The sequence below is a fragment of the Bosea beijingensis genome (genome assembly GCF_030758975.1).
GTDB classification, from domain to species: domain Bacteria; phylum Pseudomonadota; class Alphaproteobacteria; order Rhizobiales; family Beijerinckiaceae; genus Allobosea; species Allobosea beijingensis.
On sequence record NZ_CP132359.1, the window covers coordinates 3,468,024 to 3,486,986 of the forward strand.

The window sequence follows — 18,963 nt, forward strand, 5'->3', positions numbered from 1 at the left end:
TATTTTGTCGCGAATTGGATCATTGATAGCGCTGTGAGTTTAATGCCTGCGTAACCTTACGAGAGAGTTCATGCGGCCCGAGCGCGTGCGACGGTTCCCAGCGCCTGTTCAGGCTCCCAGCCTCGGCCGCCGGCTGCAGGCGGCGAACGACAACGAGCCCGAGATCAGGGATAGCGTCGCCAGCATCCTGATCGGGCGTTCCCTGATCGTCGGCGCGGCGCTGCTGGCCGTGGCCATCGTTGCCGGGTGGAGCCTCTGGCTCGGCCGCACGCTCTGGCGTCACTTCGTCTGATCCGGAGCGGGCGGTCCGGCACCTCCGTGAAGCGTTGACGCTGCGGCAAGGATCGTTAAAATTTATCGTATCGCATTCGACGGCCAGCAGAGGACCGCTGGCCGTCGAATGCGCTGCGCCCCGGTCGCATCGGGACGCCAACCCGTGTCCATGCTGGGGCGATCGTGCAGTCGAGCATCATCCACCGCCAGATCGGCAGCCGCGCCGCTCCCGAGCGGGTGGGCGAGATCGCCGGAATCGCCGGCCTCCTGCGCGACTGCGCCGAAGGGGAGCGCAGGGTCTTCCTGTTCGGCGGGGACAGCCGGGCGATCTACACGCTGCGGGAACAGGTCGCGGCGGTTTTCCCGACGGTTCGGATCGCCGGCATCTGCGATGCCGATTTTGCCGGGCCGATCGATCGCGCGGTTCTCGACCATATCGCTGCAGCGAAGGCCGATGTGATCGTGACCGATCTCCCGGAGACGCGCTTCCGGCTGTTCTGCGCGCAATGCGCCGCGATGGGAATCTACGGAAAGCGGATCAACCTGCCGGGAAGCTTCGCCGATTTCGCCTTCGGCCCGGCGAAGGGCTTCCTCGGCCTCTCCGTTCCGGCTCGGCTGCGCCGGATCGGCGCCGCGGCGAGGGCCGGCCTGCGCTTCACCCGTCTTGTTCTCAGGCAGGGCCTGAGCCGGTCCGGGGCCGGGCATGCGCTCCCGGGTCCGCCCCGGCGCGGCGGCCGGGGCTGATCATGCAGAGCTCAGCGCGCGTTGGAAAAAGCCTTCCGGCTCAGAACGGTCCGGAACAGGATCGTAATGTCCAGCCAGAATGACCAGTTGTCGATATACCAATGGTCATAGGCGACGCGCCTGGCCATCTTGTCGTCGGTATCGGTCTCGCCGCGCAGGCCGTTGACCTGCGCCCAGCCGGTGATGCCGGGCTTCACGTTATGGCGGCGGGCATAGTTGGCGATCTTGCGCTCGAACTCGACATCATGCGCCAGCGCGTGAGGGCGCGGGCCGACGAGCGACATATGGCCGGCGAGAACGTTGAGGAATTGCGGCAGTTCATCGAGATTGTAGCGCCGCAGCAGATGGCCGAGGCGCGTGATCCGGGGATCGTTGCGCTTGGCCTGGACGACGACCTGGCCGTCATCGGTCGTGGTCATCGTGCGGAACTTGAAGATCCGGAAAGCCTGCTGGTTGAAACCATAGCGCCGCTGGCGGAAGAGCACCGGGCCGGGCGAATCGAGCCGGATCAACGCCGCGATCAGCAGAAGGAGCGGCAGGGTCAGGACGATGCCGCAGGAGGCGGCCACGATGTCGAAGGCCCGCTTGAGAGCGATCTCGGCCGCCGATAACGGCTGGCGCGTCAGGCGCAGGCTCGACAGGGTTCCGGTATGGACGACATGCGTCCCGCTGAAGCGCTCCATGATCGGTTCGGGCGCGAGATGGATCGCGACCGGCAGGTTCATGAAGGCATCGACGCAAGCGGAGATGGTGTCCTGCTCGGCCCAGGGAAGAGCGATGAAGACGGCATCCGGCCGCTTCGCCCGGCAATTCGCCACGGCGGCGGCCAGATCGGCAGCCAGGGCAGCCGGGTCGGCTTTGCCCGACGCTTTCAGGAAGGCGACGTCGGTGACCGCGAAGCCCATGTGCCAGGGCTTGTGCCGCGACACGAAGGACATGATGTTCGCTTCGCGCCCGATCAGGAAGGCGCGCTCGGCGGTGATGCGGCCGGCGCGGCTGCCGGCCGCGACCAGCCTGACGACCACCGAGCGGGAGAGGGCGATGACCGGGATGCCGGACAGATAGGTCGCGACGATGACCGCCCGCGAATAATTGTCGGCGACCTTGGCGAGGAACAGCAGGGCCAGGAAGGCGACCATGGTGATGTTCCACACGGCGAAGGCGGAGCCCATCTGCCCCCGCGTCGAGAGATAGTTCCCGATCTGATAGCGGCCGCGCATCAAGTTGACGAAGACGAACAGCGTCGCGAGCATCGCCGCCAGCTCCGGCGTGGAGCGATCGACGCCGAGCCGGCCGTTCGCGCCGAGGTAATACGCGAGCGAGACCGTGTAGACGAGCGCAGCGATCATGGCAGCGTCGCTCGCCGCCGTGAGAGGGCCGAGCCAGAGGCGCCAGAGTCCCGATCGATTCTCGGGCAGGGCCTGCGGCATGCCGCTCAGATCGTTGACGCTCATCTCTTCCCCCAAGGCGGCTGGCGCATGTTCCGTTGCGGCACATCGCGCCGGCGCCGGATCATCCTGGGGAGCAGAGTGGCAAGCCGCGTGCCGGCACCGTCTGGGTCAATTCGGCGCGGCGGAGGGCCTTCGGGGCTGAGAAAAGGGACGCTTTCGGGGGCAGGCGTGAACCGGTGTTGTGCCGGGATGAGTCAGGCAGGCTTGCGGAAGCGCTGGATCATCAGCTCGAACCAGACGGCGAAGCCGCTTCCCAGCACGGCGCCGGCGATCTTCACCATGGCGTCGCGGGGCATGCCGTGGCGCGTGGCCTCCCAGGTCTGCAGCCATTCCAGCCCGATCGCGACGACGACGATGCCGGCCAGGACCAGCCAGCGCCCGCGCGGATAGGCGAAGGCCAGCGCCGCGCCCGCAGCGAAATAGGACAGGAATCGCTCGGCATTGGCGCTCAGCATCGGCACATGGGGCCGTGCCTCGATCGGCGAGAGCGTGGCAGCGACGATCACCAGCACGACGGCCCAGCCGAGGAGCACGGCGAGGCGGCGCAGCTTTTCAAGCGACAGATTCAAGACCGGACTCCGAGCAATCGGCGAGGCGTGCAGGCAAGATACGGACCAGCGCCGGCGAAATCGCACGAGAGCGGGACGGAAGCCGCCCTTATGACGATGCAAAAACGACGAAGCAATGGCGGTAACGAGAGTTTTCGCTGCAACCGACGAAGTTTCTTGTCATCGTCGGCGGCCCAGTCATCCTGCCGGGTGACGGAGCGTTCGTTCCAAGACTGGCGTGCCGGCATACCGGCCGATGGGAGAGATGATGACCGATGTCCTTGCAGCGCCTCCGGCGGCGCGGATCGCACGCGGCGGGAAGGCGATCTACGGCGTTCCCCTGGGCATCCTGATGCTGGAAGCCCGTTTCCCGCGGATCCCCGGCGACATGGGCAATGGCGCGACCTGGCCGTTCCCGGTGCTGTATCGCGTGGTCGGCGGCGCCAGCCCCGAGAAGGTCGTGCTCAAGGGAGCTGCCGGCCTGCTGCCGGATTTCATCGAGGCGGCGCGCGATCTCGTCCGGCTCGGCGCCGAGGCGATCACCACCAATTGCGGCTTCCTCTCGCTGTTCCAGCGCGAGCTTGCGGCTGCCGTCGGCGTGCCGGTCGCGACCTCCTCGCTGATGCAGGTGCCCTGGGTGCAGGCGACGCTGCCGCCCGGCAAAAGGGTCGGCGTGGTCACGGTCTCGGCGGGGTCGCTGACGCCGAAGCATCTGGAGGCAGCCGGGGTGCCGCTCGACACGCCCGTCACTGGTACCGAGAACGGCCGCGAGTTCTTCCGCGTGCTGATCAAGGCCGAGAAGGACGACATGGATGTCGATCTCGCTCGGCAGGATGTGGTGCAGGCGGCGCTCGATCTCGTCGCCCGCCATCCGGAGGTCGGCGCGATCGTGCTCGAATGCACGAACATGCCGCCCTATGCGGCGGATGTGCAGGCGGCGACCGGGCTGCCGGTTCACGATATCTATTCGCTGATCAACTGGTTCCACGCCGGCCTGAGGCCGCGCCACTTCGGCTGACCCGAAAGGCTGAGTTATCCCCGGTGGGCTGGACCGGCTGCATCATCGCCTCGCGGCAGCCAAGCGCTGCGTTTCCTTCCGCGAGGCCCCATGACCGACACGCCCCGTCTTTCGCTGCCGCTGCTCGCCGCCGGGCAGGCGCAGAAGCACGTCACCCATAACGACGCCCTGGTCCGTCTCGACGGGCTGATCCATCTCACGGTCGACAGCCGAACGCAGACAGCGCCGCCGGCTTCGCCGACCGAGCTCTCCGCTTATATCGTGCCGGCCGGCGGCAGCGGCGCCTTCACGGGCCGCACCGATCAGGTCGCGCTGTTCGAGGATGGCGGCTGGATCTTCCTCGTGCCGCGCGCCGGCTGGCAGGCCTGGGTGATCGACGAGGAGGAGCACAATCTCTGGACCGGGACGGAATGGCGCCGCGGCAGCCCGCTCAGCAGCCTCGGCGCCGAGCGCTGGGGCGTGAATGCGACGGCGGACACGACCAACCGTCTCGCGGTGTCCTCGGATGCCAGCTTGTTCAATCATGCCGGCAGCGACCACCGATTGAAGATCAACAAGAACGCCGCCGGCAGTACCGCGAGCTTGCTGTTCCAAAGCAACTGGTCGGGCCGGGCCGAGTTCGGCCTCGCCGGCGACGACGACTTCCGGGTCAAGGTCAGCGCCGACGGCTCGACGTGGCATGATGCACTGGCGATCGACCGGGCATCTGGCAGCATCGCCTTGCCGGCTTCGCCCTGGGCCACGGGAGCCAATCTGCTGGTCAATGGCGATATGGCGATCAATCAACGCGGCTTTGCCGGTGGCGCGCTCGCTGCCGGTGCCTATGGCTTCGATCGCTGGAAGGCGGAGACAGGCGGTGCGAATCTCTCGCTCAGCGGATTCACCATCACCTTGACCTCCGGGGCCATCATTCAGCCGGTCGAGCCGGCGCTTTGGGGGCTCGCTTCCTTCGCCGGGCTGCCGTTGACGCTTTCAGTCGAGGATCTCGCTGGCGGCAGCCTCGCCGTGACGATCGGCAGCCAGTCCGGCACGGTCACGGCGGGGACGGGGCGTCGCTCGCTGACGCTGACGCCTGCTGTCGGCGATACCGGCGTGCTGCAGGTCCGATTGTCGCCGAGCGCGGGGGCGGTCAGCTTCGCGCGGATCAAGCTGGAGCGCGGGGCGCTTGCCACGATCTGGACGGCGCGTCCGCTTTCCGTCGAGCAGATTCTGTGCCGGCGCTACTATCTGAAACAGGACGGGCAGGTGCTGATCGATGCCTATCAGGCGTTGGCGACGGCGAGCCGGCAGAGCCTCACCCTGCCAGTGCCGATGCGTACGACCCCAAGCGCGAGCTTTTCCGTCTCGCTGGAGATCAACGTGCAGGGTACCGACAGGGGCGTGGTCGCGCAATCGCCCGAGCGGGCCTACGCCTATGTCACCGCGCTGGCGCTCGGCCGGGTGAGGGCGGCTTTCGACGCGATCGCCTTCGACGCGGAGCTGTGAGGTTCACTCGCTGACGAGCTTGCGGGCGCGCAGCAGGGCCAGCAGCCCTTCGTCGCGGCGCTCCTCGAGCTGCGCGATCGTGCGCCCCGCGGCTTCCTCGGCGATGCCCTCGATGATCTTGTGCTGGACGTCCGCATCGAGCGAGGGCGTGCCGAGCGATTGCCAGCGCCGCACCTGGCTCGGCCCGAGATGGGCGAGGTAGCCGGCGATGCCGCCTTCGCCGCCGCCGAGATGATAGGTCATGTGCGGACCCATCAGGGCCCAGCGCAGGCCGGGGCCGTTGCAGAGCGCGGCATCGATCTCGGCGACGCTGGCGACGCCCTGCTCGACCAGATGGACGGCCTCGCGATAGAGCGCCGAGGCCAGCCGGTTGGCGACATGGCCGGGCATCTCGCGCTGGAGGATGACCGGGCGCCGGTCGAGGCTGCGATAGAAGGCGGCGGCGCGCGCGACGATCGTTTCGTCTTCGCCGACAATCTCGACCAGCGGCACGAGATGCGGCGGGTTGAAGGGATGAGCGACTATCACCCGGCGCTTGTCGCTGCAATCGGCGACGATCGCGCTGCGCAAGAGAGCCGAGGTGCTGCTTGCGATGATCACTTCGGGTGGCAGTGCAGCATCGAGCCGGGCGAGGAGCGCGCGCTTGGCGTTTTCGTTTTCCGGGCCGTTCTCCTGAACGAAATCAACCTCTTGCAAGGCCTCGTCGAGATTGCTCGTGAATTGGTACTGACCGGTATTGGCCAAGCCGAGCTCGGCGAGCTGGTTCCGCGCCCGCTCGACGGCGTGGCGGAACTTCTCCTCCGCGCCGGGCGCTGGATCATAGGCCGAGACGTTCAGGCCATGGCCCATGGCAAGCGCTGCCCATGAGCTGCCGATGAGCCCGGCGCCGATGACGGCGATGCGCTCGATGTCGCGGATGTCCTGCATCAGTGGATCTCGGGTTCGGGCACCTTCGCCGTCCCTTCCAGATAATCGAAATCGCAGCCCTTGTCGGCCTGGCGGATATGGGCTGCCGACATCTTGCCCCAGCCGCGGGGATAGTCGCGATCCGGCGGCGTCCAGACGGCGAGGCGGGCGGCGATCTCGGCCTCGGTGAGATCGACCGAGATGCTGCGGGCCTCGACATCGACGCTGATGATGTCGCCGGTCTGCACCGCCGCGAGCGGGCCCTTGATATAGGCCTCCGGTGCGACATGCAGGATGCAGGCACCGTAGCTCGTGCCGGACATGCGGGCGTCCGAGATGCGCAGCATGTCGCGCACGCCCTGCTTCAGGAGTTTCTTCGGGATCGGCAGCATGCCCCATTCCGGCATGCCGGGACCGCCGACCGGGCCGCAATTCTTCAGGACCATGATGTGATCGGCGGTGACGTCGAGATTCTCGTCGTTCACGGCCTGCATCATCGCATCGTAGTGCTCGAAGACGAGCGCCGGCCCGGAATGCCTGAGCAGGCGCGGCTCGGCGGCCGAAGGCTTGATGACGCAGCCGTCGGGCGCGAGATTGCCCTTGAGCACGGCGAGCCCGTTCGCGGTCGATACGGGCTTGTCGAGCGGGCGGATGACGTTGTCGTCATAGACCTGGGCGAGCGCGATGGTCTCGGCGATCGGCTTGCCGGTTACGGTCATCGCATCGGTGTGGAGCTTGCTTTCGAGCTGCTTCAGCAGGGCAGGCAGCCCACCGGCATAGAAGAAATCCTCCATCAGGAAATCGCCGGAGGGGCGCAGGTTCGCAACGACGGGCACGTTGCGCGAGAAGGCATCGAAATCATCCGGCGTCAGCGGCACGCCGGCACGGCCGGCCATGGCGACGAGATGTATGATCGCGTTGGTCGAGCCGGCGACGGCCATATGCACCGTCAGCGCGTTCTCGAAGCTCTTGCGGGTCAGGATCTGGTCGGGCGTCAGGTCTTCCCAGACCATCTCGACGATCCGCTTGCCTGCGGCGGCGGCCATGCGCGGATGAGCGGCGTCGGCAGCGGGGATGGCGGAGGCGCCGGGCAAAGTGAGGCCCAGCACCTCGGCATGGCTCATCATCGTTGCGGCCGTGCCCATCACCATGCAGGTGCCATAGGAGCGGGCGATGCCGCTCTCCATGTCCTTCCATTCACTATCGGTGATGTTGCCGGCTTCCTTCTCGGCCCAGTATTTCCAGACATCGGCGCCCGAACCCAGCACCTTGCCGGCCCAGTTGCCGCGCAGCATCGGCCCGGCCGGCACGAAAATGAAGGGCAGGCCGGCGCTGCAGGCGCCCATGATCAGGGCCGGCGTGGACTTGTCGCAGCCGCCGAGCAGGACGGCGCCGTCGAGCGGGTGGGAGCGGATCGATTCCTCGGTCTCCATCGCCAGGAAGTTGCGATAGAGCATAGTCGTAGGCTTCTGATATTGCTCGGAAACCGACATGACGGGGATTTCGATCGGGAAGCCGCCGGCAGCCCAGACAGCGCGCTTCACCGCTTCCGCGCGATCGCGCAGATGGGTGTGGCAGGGATTGATCTCGGACCAGGTGTTGATGATGCCGATGACCGGCTTGCCCATGAACTCCTGATGGCCGAAGCCCATCTGCAGCGCCCGCGAGCGATGCCCGAAGGAGCGCAGGTCGCTCGCCCCGAACCAGCGCCAGCTACGCAGGGTCTCGGGCGTCTTGCGGGGGCGGGCGGACATGGGCGTTCCCTCGGTGTTCTTTATTGATTCAACGGTTTGTCATTCCGGGGCGGCCCGCAGGGTCGAACCCGGAACCTACGACTGGGTGAAACGACTTCCGCTTGATGAAGGGCTCGCCCAGTCGTGGGTTCCGGGTTCATCGCTTCGCGATGCCCCGGAATGACAAAGTTACTCCGCCGCGGCGCGCTGGCCACCCCAACTCGACACGATGCCGCGTAATTCCGTGCGCTCGGCTTCGTTCAGCTCGGGCAGGCCGGGGAGGCGGACCGGGCCGACATCGGTGCCGAGCAGGCCCAAAGCCTCCTTCACCACCGTGACATTGGCGCCGTTGCCGTATTTGGTGCGCAGCTTCTCGAAGCCGGCGATGGCGTCGACCTCGCGGCGGGCGGTATTGTAATCGCCGGCCTCCAGGGCCCGCCAGACTGCGAGCGAACGTTCCGGCGCGACGTTGATCAGGCCGGACGTGAAGCCGCGGGCGCCGAGCGCATAGAAGGGCGCGGCCCAGCCCTCGGCGAGGCCGCAGATCCAGTTGGCCGAAGAGCCTTCCGTCTCGCGCACGCAATCGGCGAGCAGCATCATGTTGTTGGAGGCGAATTTCACGCCGGCGACGTTCGGGTGGGTCGCGACGCGGATCAGGTCCTTCACGCCGATCGCATCCGAGCGGATATAGGCGACGAGCGGGATCGTCAGCGCCTCGGCGATGGCGAGGATGTAGTCGGCCTGCGATTGCGGGGCGGCGAAGGGGTCGAGCGGGTGATGCACCATTGCGGCATCGCAGCCGGCCTTGGCCGCGAGCCTGCCGGTCGCGACGGCCTCGCGCAGGGAGCGGCCGATGCCGGCCGTGACGAGTGCCTTGCCGGCGGCGGCTTCGGCGGCGGTGGCATGGGAGCGCTCCACTTCGGCCGTCGTCATCGGGTAGAACTCGCCCGTATTGCCGGCCGAGACGATGTTGTGGATGCCGGCTTCCGCGATGCGCCGGACGATCCGGCCCGTCAGAGCCCAGTCGGCCTCGCCATCCGCTTTCCAGGCGGTGACATGGACGCCGGAAATGCCGCGCAGCGCGCGGCGGACCTTGTCATTCGTCATAGTCCAGTCCCTCCGCATCCGCGCCGAAGACCAGTCTGACATGGGCCTTCGCCGAGCGGACGATGTGACGACGCATCCTGAGTTCGGCGCGCGCGGGATCGCGCGCCAGGAGCGCCTCGTAGATGTCTCGGTGTTCCTCGAAGCCGCGGCGGCGCTCGTCCGGTTCGGAATGCAGGGCGATGCGCTGGGCATGGTCGTACATGCGCTGGCCATCGAGGCGGCGCTCCAGATAGGTGCAGCCGGAGATGCGATGGATCGCCCGGTGATAAGCCTCGTTCAGCGCGACGAGGTCTTCGAGATCACCATGCTCGGTCGCGTGTTCCATCTCGGCGATCAGCTTGCCGAGCTCGGCCGAGCCGTTCTCGGTCAGGTGATTGGCGGCGATATGGGCCATGACGCTTTCGAGCGCCGCGCGGCCGAGGGCCATCTCCAGCGCCTGTCGCGGAGAGAATTCGACGAAGACGCCACGGCGCGCTTCCGTTCGGACCAATCCCTCGCTTTCGAGCTTGCGGATCGCGTCCTTCACCGGGGTCGTGCTGACGCCGAGCATCTCGGCGAGATGGCGCTCGTTCAGGCGCTCGCCATTGCGGAAGCGACCGGCGACGATCGCACGGCGCAGGCGCTCATGGACATGCTCGCGCAGCGAACGCAGCAGATCGGGCGCAACGGGTTCGACGGCAGGCTGCAACATGGTTCTTCCGGGGCGCGTTGCCGGGGCCGTTTCACCACGACCGCCGACCCGAGCGCCATGACCACCAAACAGCACAAAGCCGTTCGTCCAGCAATCTGAAATTTCAGATTTCAAGATTGCGATCCTGTGTTATCGATCGGGGTAAGCACCCGGCATGAGGTGCAGGCGGAATGGTCCGCGATGGGGAGACGAACCGATGAGCATTACGCGCAGAACCATCATCGCCGCCGCCTGCCTGGCTGCGGCAGGGCCCGCCTTGGCGCAGGGCGATTATCCCGGCAGCAAGGTTGTCACCATCGTCGTGCCCTTCGCGGCTGGCGGCACCACGGACCTGCTCGGGCGCATCCTGGCCGACCGGCTAGGCCAGCGGCTCGGCGGCAAGTTCATCGTCGAGAACCGGCCGGGCGCCGGCGGCAATACCGGCGTCGCCGCGGTCGCGCGGGCGCCGGCCGACGGCTACACGCTGACCATGGGCACGGTGTCGAGCCATGCGATCAACCCGGCCGTCTATGCCAAGCTGCCCTTCGACCACATCAAGGATTTCGCGCCGATCTCACAGGTGGCGAGCGTGCCCAACATCCTGATGGTCAATATCGACCTGCCGGCAAAGAGTGTGCCGGAGCTGATCGACCTGCTGAAGAAGAATCCCGGCAAGTACTCGTTCGGCTCGTCGGGGGCGGGCACCTCGACCCATATGGCGGCCGAATTGTTCAAGGTCTCGACCGGTACCGACATGGTGCATGTGCCCTACCGGTCGAGCGGGCAGGTGACGCAGGACCTGCTCTCCGGTCAAATCCAGATCACCTTCGACAACATCACCATCGCCTGGCCGCATGTGCAGGACGGCAAGATCCGCGCACTCGCCACCGCGACGCCGAAGCGGCTCGAAGTGGCCAAGGACCTGCCGGCGCTGTCGGAGTTCATCCCGGGCTACGATGCCAGTTCCTGGCACGGCTTCTTCGCGCCGTCCGGCGTGCCGAAGGAGATCGTCGCCAAGCTCTCGACCGAGACGCAGGCGATCATGCGGGAGCCGGCGGTGATCGAGCAGCTCAAGAAGCTCGGCGTCGACCCGGTCGGGTCGAGCCAGGAGCAGTTCGCCGCCCATATCGCCTCAGAGACCAAGCGCTGGGCGGAGGTTGCTCAGAAGGCGAATGTGAAGATCGAGTGATCATCTCGACCGTCATGCTCGCCGTTGTAGCGAGCATCCACGTCTCGGGCACCGCTTCGCATGAAGGAAGACGTGGATGGTCGGGACAAGCCCGACCATGACGGAGAGGTTTCGGCGGTGAGGCCCTGTCAGCGCTGCCCGGCGAAAGCCTTGGCCAGCGCGTCGGCATGCTTGGTCATGAGGCCGAGATCGGAACCGACGGCGACGAAGCGATAGCCCCATTCGATATAGCGGCGCGCATCGGGCTCGGACGGCGTCAGGATGCCGGCCGGCTTGCCGATCGCGGTCAGGCGCTTCACCGCATCCTGGATCGCGGCCTGGACCTCGGGATGGCCGGGGTTGCCGATATGGCCGAGCGAGGCCGAGAGATCGGCCGGGCCAATGAAGACGCCGTCGACGCCATCGACCGAGGCGATCTCCTCGATGCGGGCCAGCGCCTCGCCCGTTTCCACCTGCACGAGCACGCAGATCTCGCCGTCGGCGCGCTTGAGATAGTCAGGTACGCGCCCGTAATGGCTGCCGCGGCCGCTGACCGTGATGCCGCGGATGCCGGCGGGCGGATAGCGGCAGGCGGCGACGGCCTTGCGCGCTTCCTCGGCATTCTGGACGAACGGCACGAGCACGGCCTGAACGCCGATATCGAGCAGGCGCTTGAGCAGCACGGCATCGTTCCAGGCCGGGCGGACGATCGGGGTCGCGGTGCCGCCCTTCAGCGCCTGCAACTGGGCGAGGACGTCGGGCGGCTCGTTGGGAGAATGCTCGGTATCGACCAGGATCCAGTCGAAGCCGCTCTGGCTGATGATCTCGGAGACGATCGGGCTGCACAGGCTGCTCCACAATCCGATCTGGAGTTCGCCGCGCTTCAGCGCGGCCTTGAAGGCGTTGGCGGGCAGATCCACGGCGTTCCCCTCGGGCGAATGAATTGGCGGCGTTACTCCGTTGGCCGAAGCCACCGGGAGCACGCTGCCTTGGTTAGATCATACGGAACGGACGAGCGAACCTGACGGCAGGAGATGGCGGGGTTGCGGTTCTGGTGGCGCCGGGCGCTTTGCGAGGGCCGAATCGCTGCTAGGTTGCACAGCCCTGGAGACAACCACCTGATGACTACCCCCATGCTCACCGAAGAGATCGCCCAGCGTTTTGCCCGCATCGCGCTCGGCCATGTCCGTCGCGAGTATCCCAACAAGCCGGACCATACACTGGCCGGCCCGCAGGATGCGCAGACGCCGAGCCAGCTCCATCCGGTGTTCTATGGCAGCTATGACTGGCATTCCTGCGTGCATAGCTACTGGATGCTGGCGCGGCTGCTCAGGCGCCATCCGACGATGGAGGCGGCTGCCGATATCGTCGCGCTGTTCGATGCACAGCTTGTTCCGGAGAAAGTTGCGGTCGAATGCGCCTATCTGACCCAGCCGACGGCGCGCGGCTTCAAGCGGCCTTATGGCTGGGGCTGGCTGCTCAAGCTCGCATCCGAGCTGAAGGGGCTCGACGACGGGCGCTGGGGCCGGGCGCTGGAGCCGCTTGCCGAAGCCTTCGCCCAGCGTTTCCGCGATTTCCTGCCGATCGTGACCTATCCGGTCCGGGTCGGCACGCATTTCAACACCGCCTTCGGTCTGCGGATGGCGGCGGATTATGCAGATGCGACCGGGGATCGCGCTTTCGTGGCCCTGCTGCGCGAGACGGCGCTGCGCTGGTATGGGGCCGATGAGGATTGCCCGGCCTGGGGCGAGCCGAGCGGCGACGATTTCCAGTCCTCGGCCTTGATCGAGGCGGAATGCATGCGCCGCCTGCTGCCGGCGGACCAGTTCTTGCCCTGGTTCGAGCGCTTCCTGCCGCGCATCGCGCAGAGCCAGCCTGCAATCCTGTTCAAACCAGCGACCGTGACCGACCGGACCGACGGCAAGATCGCGCATCTCGACGGGCTCAATCTCAGCCGCGCCTGGTGCTGGAGCGCGCTGGGTGCGGCGCTGCCGGAGTGGGATGTGCGGCGCCCGGTCATCGCGGACGCTGCTAGGTTGCATCTCGAAACCGGGCTGCCGCATATCGCCGGCGACTATATGGGCGAGCACTGGCTTGCGAGTTTCGCCGTGCTCGCGATCGAGGAGAGATAGGCTCGTCACGAGATCTGCTGCAGATCTATCTGCGGCGTCAGTATTTGGGCAGGCCGGGAGGGTTGGTCTCGGAGCGCTCGACCGCTTCCTCCTCGATGCCCCAGCGGGCCAGCGCCTGCCGGTACTTGCCCGACTTGATCAGGTTGTTGGTGGCGAGCGTCAGGGCATCGACGAGGCCGCTGCCCTTGCGGGTGGTGATCGCGACGTCGGATTTCAGCGGCCAGCCGGCGCTGAGCGTGCCAATGCGCTTGATGTCCTTGTCGCGGGCCGCGATGAAGACGAGCTGGGCGTGGGGCTGCACGACGACATCGACCCGACCGCCGCGCAAGGCGACGAGACGAGCGGCTTCGTCGTCGAAGAGCTGCAGTTCGAGTGGCTTCAGGCCGGAAGCGACGTTCTGCTTGCTCCATTCCAGCAGGATGCGCTCCTGATTGGTGCCGCCGCCGACGCTGAAGCTCAAGCCGGCCGCATCCTTCGGCTCCTTGATGCCGGTCACCTTGCTGTCGGCCTTGACGAAGAAGCCGTGCAGGCCAAGGCGATAGGTCGAGAAGTCGAATTTCTCCTTGCGCTGCTCGGTGACGCCGACATTGGAGATGACGGCGTCGTATTTCCCGGAGGTCAGGCCGAGCGGCCAGTCGGCCCAGGCCAGCGGGACGAGGTTGAGCTTCAGGCCGAGGCTGTCGGCGATGAGCTGGGCGAAGTCGGGGTCGGCGCCGATCACGGTCTTGGCGTCCGTGGCGTAGGTCGTGAGCGGCGGCCCGCCGGGGCTGATGCCGACGGTGAAGAGGCCGGGCTCGACGAATTTGAAACCCTTGGGCACGGCGGCGATGGCGGCCGGGTCCTTCTCGGCGCGGATGCGGCCGGATTGTTCGGGGCCGAGGTCGAAGGGAGCCTGGGCGAGGGCGGGCAGGCTCACGGCGCCAAACGCGCCGACGAGCAGCGACAGGAGAGTCCGTCGCGGGATCATGATGGTCTCCAGTTCTTGAGAGTTTCGACGGTCAAGCGAGGCGCTCACGCCTTCGGCAGGCCGGGCGGGTTGGTGCGGGATTCCTCAATCGCCTCGGCCGAGAGGTTCCAGCGGGCCAGAACCTTGGCGTAGGTGCCGTTCCTGATCTGGGTATTGAGCGCCTGGGTGATCGCTTCGGCGAGGCCGGCGCCCTTGCGGGTCGTGACCGCGATCTCGGCGAGGATCGGCCAGCCGCCAGAGAAATTGCCGGCGAGCCGGGTCTTGTTCTCGCGCGCGGCCTTGTAGCTCAGCAGGGCGTTGGGGCCGAGATAGGCGTCGGCTATTCTAACGCGAGATAGAGCACGACGTCGTCGTCGTAATACTGGATGTCGACAGGCTTCAGCCCGTCCTTGAGATTGGCCTCGTTCCAGCGCAGCAGGATCTGCTCCTGGTTGGTGCCGGCGCCGACGATGATCTTGAGGCCGGCGACGTCGCGGGGCTCGCGAATGTCGATCTCGTTGCCCTTCTTCACGTAGAAGCCGAGCAGATCCTTGCGATAGGTCGAGAAGTCGAACTTCTCCTTGCGCTGCTCGGTGACGGTGACGTTGGAGATCACCGCGTCGAACTTGCCGGAGGTGACGCCGAGCGGCCAATCGGCCCAGGCGGTCGGGACGACCTCCAGCTTGCGGCCGAGCGCGTCGGCGATGAGCTGCGCGATATCGGGCTCCGCGCCGATGATCGTCTTGGTGTCATCGGCATAGCCGCCGAAGGGGAAGCGCCCGGTATTGTTGGCGACGGTGAAGACGCCGTCCTTCGCGAATTTGGCGTCCTTCGCGATGAGCTTGATCGCCTGTTCATCGATCTGCGCGCGGGGGCGGCCCGGCTGCTCGGGCGAGAGGTCGATGCCCTGCTGGGCAAAGACGCGGCCGGGCAGGATGGCGGCCGAGGCGGCGCCGGCGAGGAGGCTGAGCGAATTGCGTCGCGTGATCATGGTCGATTTCCTTGTGAAGCGTGGCGGGGAATTCAGAGCACCTTGGCGAGGAATTCGCGGGTGCGGCTGTGACTGGGATTGCCGAGCACGTCGGCCGGGGCGCCGCTTTCGACGATGCTGCCTGCCTCCATGAAGACGACCTGGTCGGCGACTTCGCGGGCGAAGCCGATCTCATGGGTGACGATGACCAGCGTCGTGCCCGAGCGGGCGAGCTCCTTGATGACGTCGAGGACTTCGCCGACGAGCTCGGGGTCGAGCGCCGAGGTCGGCTCGTCGAAGAGCAGGACTTTTGGTTTGAGGGCGAGCGCTCGGGCGATGGCGACGCGCTGCTGCTGGCCGCCGGAGAGCTGGCGCGGATAGGCGTTCGCCTTCTCGGCCAGGCCGACGCGGGCGAGCAGTTCCTGCGCCTCGGCAAAAGCCTGCTCGCGAGAGAGGCCGCGCACGGTCACCGGCGCCTCGGCGATGTTCTCGATCGCGGTCAGGTGCGGGAAGAGATTGAAGTTCTGGAAGACCATGCCGACATCGACGCGCCGGGCCAGAATATCCTTCTCCTTCAGCTCGTAGAGCGTCTCGCCGTCCTGCCGGTAGCCGATCAGCTCGCCGTCGATGGCGATGAAGCCTTCGTCGACGCGCTCCAGATGATTGATCGAGCGCAGCAGGGTCGACTTGCCGGAGCCGGACTGGCCGATGATCGCGGTGACGCCGCCGGGGCGCAGCGACAGGCTGACATCGTCGAGCACCTTGAGCGGGCCAAAACTCTTCGAGACATGGCTGATCCGGATCTCGCCGCCGCTGCGTGGCGAGAGCGTGGCGAGCGAGGCCGTGCGCGGTGCGGTGGGGGCATGTGTAGGGGCGGTGAAGCCGACGCGGTTCCGGCCGAGCCAGCGCCGGGCCGTGTCGATCGCCGAGGGCGGCGGGTTGCGCAGGGCGCCCCGGGCATAGTGACGCTCGATATGGCGCTGGAAGAAGGAGAGGACGCTGAGAATGACGAGGTACCAGACCGTCGCCACCATCAGCAGCGGGATCACCTCGAGATTGCGCCGGTAGATGACCTGGATGGTGTAGAACAGCTCCGGCAGGGCCAGGATGTAGACCTGGCTTGTGCCCTTCGCGAGGCTGATGATCTCGTTGAAGGCGGTCGGCAGAATCGAGCGCATCGCCTGCGGCAGCACGATCCGCGAGACCTGGCGGTGCTTCGGCAGCCCGAGCGCGGCCGCGGCCTCATGCTGGCCCTGGTCGACGGCGAGGATGCCGCCACGCACGATCTCGGAGGAGAAGGCGGCGGCGTTCAGTGTCAGGCCCAGCACGGCGGCGAGGAAGGGCGTGATGAGCTGCGTCGTCTGCCAGGAGCCGAGGCTGATATCGGTGAAGGGGATGCCGAGCCAGATCGTGCTGTAGAGATAGCCGAGATTGTTCAGGATCAGCAGCAGCACGATCAGCGGGATCGAGCGGAAGAGCCAGACATAGCCCCAGGACAGCGAGGCGAGCAGTGGCGAGCCGGAAACTCGCGCCAGCGCCAGCACCGTGCCGAGCAGGAAGCCGAAGACCGTGCCGAGCAGGGTCAGGAACAACGTGCGGCCGAGCCCGACCAGCACAGGCTCGGCGAAGAACCACTCCGCGAAGACGTCCCAGCCCCAGCGCGGGTTGGAGAGCACCGAATTCAGGACCGCGAAGATCACGACGGCGGCGAAGACGGTGCCGATGGTCCGTCCCGGATAGCGGGCGGGGACGATGCGATAGCGGCTGAAATCGCGGTGCGGGGCTGGATTCTGGGCGTGCGTGGGCAAGCCCGCGAAATCGCTGGCGAGGGTCATGGCTGGCTCTTCTTGTTATGGGAGAGGGAGAAGCGGCCCGGTCAGGCGGCGCTGCGGGCGGCGTGGCTGTCCGGCGGGCGCGGCAGCGAGGCCGGGAGCGCGGAGAGCTCCTTCTCGAAGGGCAGCTTCCGATAGAACTCTGGATCGGCCGAGACGTCGAAGAGCGGCGTGTAGCCGGTCTCCAGATAGAGCCCCCTGGCCTCGGGCTGGCGGAAGCCGGTGGTCAGGTAGATCTTGCCATAGCCCTGCCGGACGGCCTGCGCCTCGACCTCGGCGACGATGCGGCGGGCAAGGCCCTGACGACGGAAATCGCTATGGGTCCAGATGCGCTTCATCTCGGCCGTGCGTTCGTCGAAGCGCTTGAAGGCGCCGCCGGCGATGGGCCGGCCGTCGCGCAGCAACAGCACGAAATTGCCGTCCGGCGGGGCGAAAAGCTCGGCCGGATAGCGGCTCATCTCGGCGCCGGGCGGCTCGCCGAACTGGCTGCCATAGCGCGTGGCGTATTCCCAGGTGAGTTGCTCGACCAGGGGCTGGGCGAGGGGATGAAGCGGGGTCGTGTAGAAGAATTCGTCGGCCATGGCGTGAGCCTTTCCGTGCGGGAATTGCGGGGCGCGGGCTCAGCTCGCGCGGCGGGCCGGGGCGGCATCCGGTGCGGTCGCGTAGCGGCTCTCGCGGCGGGGGAGGCCGAGATGGTCGCGCAGGGTCGTGCCCGGCAGGTTGCGGTCGTAGACGCCGCGCTCCTCCAGCACCGGGATCACCAGCTCGACGAAATCGTCGAGGCCCTGGCCGATCACCGGGAAGCCGAGCACGAAGCCGTCGGCCGCCTGCGCCTCGACGCGCTCGATCAGCCTGCCGGCGATCTCCTCGGCCGAGCCGATGAGGTCGGTGCGGGGCGTCGCGGCTTCCAGTGCCGCCTCGCGCAGCGTCTGGCGCTTCAGGACGGCGTTGCGCTTGATACGGTCGGTGGTCGAGCGGAAGCTGTTCTTGCCGATGTCGCCGAGGTCGGGGAAAGGCGCATCGAGCGGATAGGCGCTGAAGTCGTGGTGGTCGAAATAGCGGCCGATATAGGCCAGCGCGTCCTCGATCGAGACGAGGTTGCGGATCGCCTGATACTTCTCCTCGGCCTCGGCCGCGGTGCGCCCGACGATCGGCCCGGCTCCGGGAAAGAGCTTCACGTCGTCGACGCTGCGGCCATGGGCGACGGCGCTGGTCTTGATCGCGCGGTAGAGCGCCTGCGCCTCTTCCAGAGGGACATGATTGGCGAAGACCGCGTCGGCATGGCGGCCGGCGAGCCCGATGCCCGCTTCCGAGGCGCCGGCCTGGAACAGCACCGGCTGGCCCTGCTGCGAGCGCTGGATGTTGAGCGGGCCTTCGACCTGGAAGAAGCGGCCCTTGTGGTTCAGCGTATGCAGCTTGTCGCGATCGAAGAAGCGGCTGGCCTCGCGGTCGCGGATGAAGGCATCGTCGTCCCAGGAATCCCAGAGGCCCTTGGCGATATCGAGATATTCCTGCGCGATCTCGTAGCGGAGCGAATGCTCGGGATGCGGGCGGCTGTAGTTGCGGCCGGAGCCTTCCAGCGGCGAGGTCACAGCGTTCCAGCCCGCCCGGCCGCCCGAGATCAGGTCGAGCGAGGCGAATTGACGGGCGATCGTGTAGGGGTCGCTATAGGAGGTCGAGACCGTGCCGACGAGGCCGAGCTTCTTCGTCACTGTCGCGAGCGCCGAGAGGATGGTCAGCGGCTCGAAGCGGTTGAGGAAATGCGGGATCGACTTCTCGTTGATATAGAGCCCGTCCGCGACGAAGGCGAAGGCGATGCCGTTCTCCTCGGCCTTGCGGGCGTTGCGGATGAAGAAATCGAGATTGACGCTGGCATCGGCCGGGTTGCTCGGGTGGCGCCAGGCGTTCATGTGGCTGCCGGCGCCCTGGAGCATCAGGCCGAAGGTGAGGCGGGTGCGGGACATGGGATCAAGTCCTTTC

At 66.9% G+C, this 18,963-nt stretch carries 17 protein-coding genes and 1 pseudogene; 6 read left to right on the top strand and 12 right to left on the bottom strand.

Annotated features, from left to right (window positions below):
* Positions 1–70: 70 nt before the first annotated feature.
* Positions 71–292 (top strand): hypothetical protein, encoded by a 222-nt coding sequence (locus tag Q9235_RS16605; RefSeq protein ID WP_306222907.1) that lies wholly within the window; start codon positions 71–73, stop codon positions 290–292.
* A 164-nt stretch (positions 293–456) separates the two neighbouring features.
* The gene (locus tag Q9235_RS16610) at positions 457–1,017 is read left to right on the top strand and encodes a WecB/TagA/CpsF family glycosyltransferase (RefSeq protein WP_306222909.1); all 561 of its coding nucleotides are present in this window, start codon (positions 457–459) and stop codon (positions 1,015–1,017) included.
* 11 nt (positions 1,018–1,028) lie between these two features.
* Here the strand turns inward: Q9235_RS16610 and Q9235_RS16615 are convergent, their stop codons facing one another.
* Positions 1,029–2,471 carry an undecaprenyl-phosphate glucose phosphotransferase gene (locus Q9235_RS16615; RefSeq protein ID WP_306222911.1) on the bottom strand — a complete coding sequence of 481 codons (1,443 nt, stop codon included), beginning with the start codon at positions 2,469–2,471 and terminating at the stop codon, positions 1,029–1,031.
* 191 nt (positions 2,472–2,662) lie between these two features.
* Positions 2,663–3,037, bottom strand: a complete 375-nt coding sequence (locus Q9235_RS16620) for a VanZ family protein (protein WP_306222912.1) — start codon at positions 3,035–3,037, stop codon at positions 2,663–2,665.
* A 244-nt stretch (positions 3,038–3,281) separates the two neighbouring features.
* On the opposite strand from Q9235_RS16620, the gene Q9235_RS16625 reads away from it, so the two are divergent.
* Entirely contained in the window at positions 3,282–4,034 is a 753-nt protein-coding gene (locus Q9235_RS16625; RefSeq protein WP_306222914.1) for an aspartate/glutamate racemase family protein, read from the top strand.
* Between the two features lie 90 nt (positions 4,035–4,124).
* The gene (locus Q9235_RS16630; protein ID WP_306222915.1) at positions 4,125–5,519 is read left to right on the top strand and encodes a DUF2793 domain-containing protein; all 1,395 of its coding nucleotides are present in this window, start codon (positions 4,125–4,127) and stop codon (positions 5,517–5,519) included.
* A gap of 3 nt (positions 5,520–5,522) precedes the next feature.
* On the opposite strand, the gene Q9235_RS16635 is transcribed toward Q9235_RS16630, so the two are convergent.
* From Q9235_RS16635 to Q9235_RS16650, 4 genes are all read right to left on the bottom strand, one after another.
* Positions 5,523–6,446, bottom strand: coding sequence for a 3-hydroxyacyl-CoA dehydrogenase NAD-binding domain-containing protein (locus tag Q9235_RS16635; RefSeq protein WP_306222916.1), 924 nt, complete (start codon positions 6,444–6,446; stop codon positions 5,523–5,525).
* A complete protein-coding gene (gene araD, locus Q9235_RS16640; protein ID WP_306222917.1) occupies positions 6,446–8,179 on the bottom strand; it encodes an L-arabinonate dehydratase in 1,734 nt (577 codons plus the stop codon). The genes Q9235_RS16635 and araD overlap by 1 nt, the downstream gene beginning before the upstream one ends.
* A 168-nt stretch (positions 8,180–8,347) precedes the next feature.
* The gene (locus Q9235_RS16645) at positions 8,348–9,265 is read right to left on the bottom strand and encodes a dihydrodipicolinate synthase family protein (protein WP_306222919.1); all 918 of its coding nucleotides are present in this window, start codon (positions 9,263–9,265) and stop codon (positions 8,348–8,350) included.
* Complete coding sequence (locus Q9235_RS16650; RefSeq protein WP_306222921.1) at positions 9,255–9,956, bottom strand: GntR family transcriptional regulator; 702 nt, start codon at positions 9,954–9,956, stop codon at positions 9,255–9,257. The genes Q9235_RS16645 and Q9235_RS16650 overlap by 11 nt, the downstream gene beginning before the upstream one ends.
* 196 nt (positions 9,957–10,152) lie before the next feature.
* Here Q9235_RS16650 and Q9235_RS16655 point away from each other — a divergent pair, with 196 nt between their 5' ends.
* Positions 10,153–11,124 carry a Bug family tripartite tricarboxylate transporter substrate binding protein gene (locus Q9235_RS16655; protein ID WP_306222923.1) on the top strand — a complete coding sequence of 324 codons (972 nt, stop codon included), beginning with the start codon at positions 10,153–10,155 and terminating at the stop codon, positions 11,122–11,124.
* 128 nt (positions 11,125–11,252) lie between these two features.
* Here the strand turns inward: Q9235_RS16655 and Q9235_RS16660 are convergent, their stop codons facing one another.
* On the bottom strand, positions 11,253–12,023 hold the full coding sequence (locus tag Q9235_RS16660) for an HpcH/HpaI aldolase family protein (protein ID WP_047575359.1): 771 nt from the start codon (positions 12,021–12,023) through the stop codon (positions 11,253–11,255).
* A 201-nt stretch (positions 12,024–12,224) separates the two neighbouring features.
* Between Q9235_RS16660 and Q9235_RS16665 the strand changes: the two genes are divergently transcribed.
* Positions 12,225–13,235 (top strand): DUF2891 domain-containing protein, encoded by a 1,011-nt coding sequence (locus tag Q9235_RS16665; protein WP_306222925.1) that lies wholly within the window; start codon positions 12,225–12,227, stop codon positions 13,233–13,235.
* Positions 13,236–13,272: 37 nt separating this feature from the next.
* Here Q9235_RS16665 and Q9235_RS16670 read toward each other — a convergent pair whose 3' ends face one another.
* The 5 genes and pseudogenes from Q9235_RS16670 to Q9235_RS16690 form a co-directional block, all read right to left on the bottom strand.
* Entirely contained in the window at positions 13,273–14,202 is a 930-nt protein-coding gene (locus Q9235_RS16670) for an ABC transporter substrate-binding protein (RefSeq protein WP_306222926.1), read from the bottom strand.
* A gap of 44 nt (positions 14,203–14,246) precedes the next feature.
* Positions 14,247–15,172, bottom strand: a pseudogene (locus Q9235_RS16675) (ABC transporter substrate-binding protein).
* Positions 15,173–15,204: 32 nt separating this feature from the next.
* Positions 15,205–16,986 (bottom strand): amino acid ABC transporter permease/ATP-binding protein, encoded by a 1,782-nt coding sequence (locus tag Q9235_RS16680; RefSeq protein WP_306222928.1) that lies wholly within the window; start codon positions 16,984–16,986, stop codon positions 15,205–15,207.
* Positions 16,987–17,027: 41 nt separating this feature from the next.
* Positions 17,028–17,564: a GNAT family N-acetyltransferase gene (locus tag Q9235_RS16685; RefSeq protein ID WP_306222930.1), complete on the bottom strand. Its 537-nt coding sequence runs from the start codon at positions 17,562–17,564 to the stop codon at positions 17,028–17,030.
* A 39-nt stretch (positions 17,565–17,603) separates the two neighbouring features.
* On the bottom strand, positions 17,604–18,947 hold the full coding sequence (locus Q9235_RS16690; RefSeq protein ID WP_306222931.1) for an LLM class flavin-dependent oxidoreductase: 1,344 nt from the start codon (positions 18,945–18,947) through the stop codon (positions 17,604–17,606).
* Positions 18,948–18,963: the final 16 nt, after the last annotated feature.

Coding starts and splice junctions, on each gene's coding strand:
- Q9235_RS16605 (WP_306222907.1), top strand. CDS start 71: ATGCGGCCCGAGCGCGTGCGACGGTTCCCAGCGCCTGTTCAGGCTCCC.
- Q9235_RS16615 (WP_306222911.1), bottom strand. CDS start 2,471: ATGAGCGTCAACGATCTGAGCGGCATGCCGCAGGCCCTGCCCGAGAAT.
- Q9235_RS16625 (WP_306222914.1), top strand. CDS start 3,282: ATGATGACCGATGTCCTTGCAGCGCCTCCGGCGGCGCGGATCGCACGC.
- Q9235_RS16630 (WP_306222915.1), top strand. CDS start 4,125: ATGACCGACACGCCCCGTCTTTCGCTGCCGCTGCTCGCCGCCGGGCAG.
- Q9235_RS16635 (WP_306222916.1), bottom strand. CDS start 6,446: ATGCAGGACATCCGCGACATCGAGCGCATCGCCGTCATCGGCGCCGGG.
- araD (WP_306222917.1), bottom strand. CDS start 8,179: ATGTCCGCCCGCCCCCGCAAGACGCCCGAGACCCTGCGTAGCTGGCGC.
- Q9235_RS16645 (WP_306222919.1), bottom strand. CDS start 9,265: ATGACGAATGACAAGGTCCGCCGCGCGCTGCGCGGCATTTCCGGCGTC.
- Q9235_RS16650 (WP_306222921.1), bottom strand. CDS start 9,956: ATGTTGCAGCCTGCCGTCGAACCCGTTGCGCCCGATCTGCTGCGTTCG.
- Q9235_RS16655 (WP_306222923.1), top strand. CDS start 10,153: ATGAGCATTACGCGCAGAACCATCATCGCCGCCGCCTGCCTGGCTGCG.
- Q9235_RS16665 (WP_306222925.1), top strand. CDS start 12,225: ATGACTACCCCCATGCTCACCGAAGAGATCGCCCAGCGTTTTGCCCGC.
- Q9235_RS16670 (WP_306222926.1), bottom strand. CDS start 14,202: ATGATCCCGCGACGGACTCTCCTGTCGCTGCTCGTCGGCGCGTTTGGC.
- Q9235_RS16680 (WP_306222928.1), bottom strand. CDS start 16,986: ATGACCCTCGCCAGCGATTTCGCGGGCTTGCCCACGCACGCCCAGAAT.
- Q9235_RS16685 (WP_306222930.1), bottom strand. CDS start 17,564: ATGGCCGACGAATTCTTCTACACGACCCCGCTTCATCCCCTCGCCCAG.
- Q9235_RS16690 (WP_306222931.1), bottom strand. CDS start 18,947: ATGTCCCGCACCCGCCTCACCTTCGGCCTGATGCTCCAGGGCGCCGGC.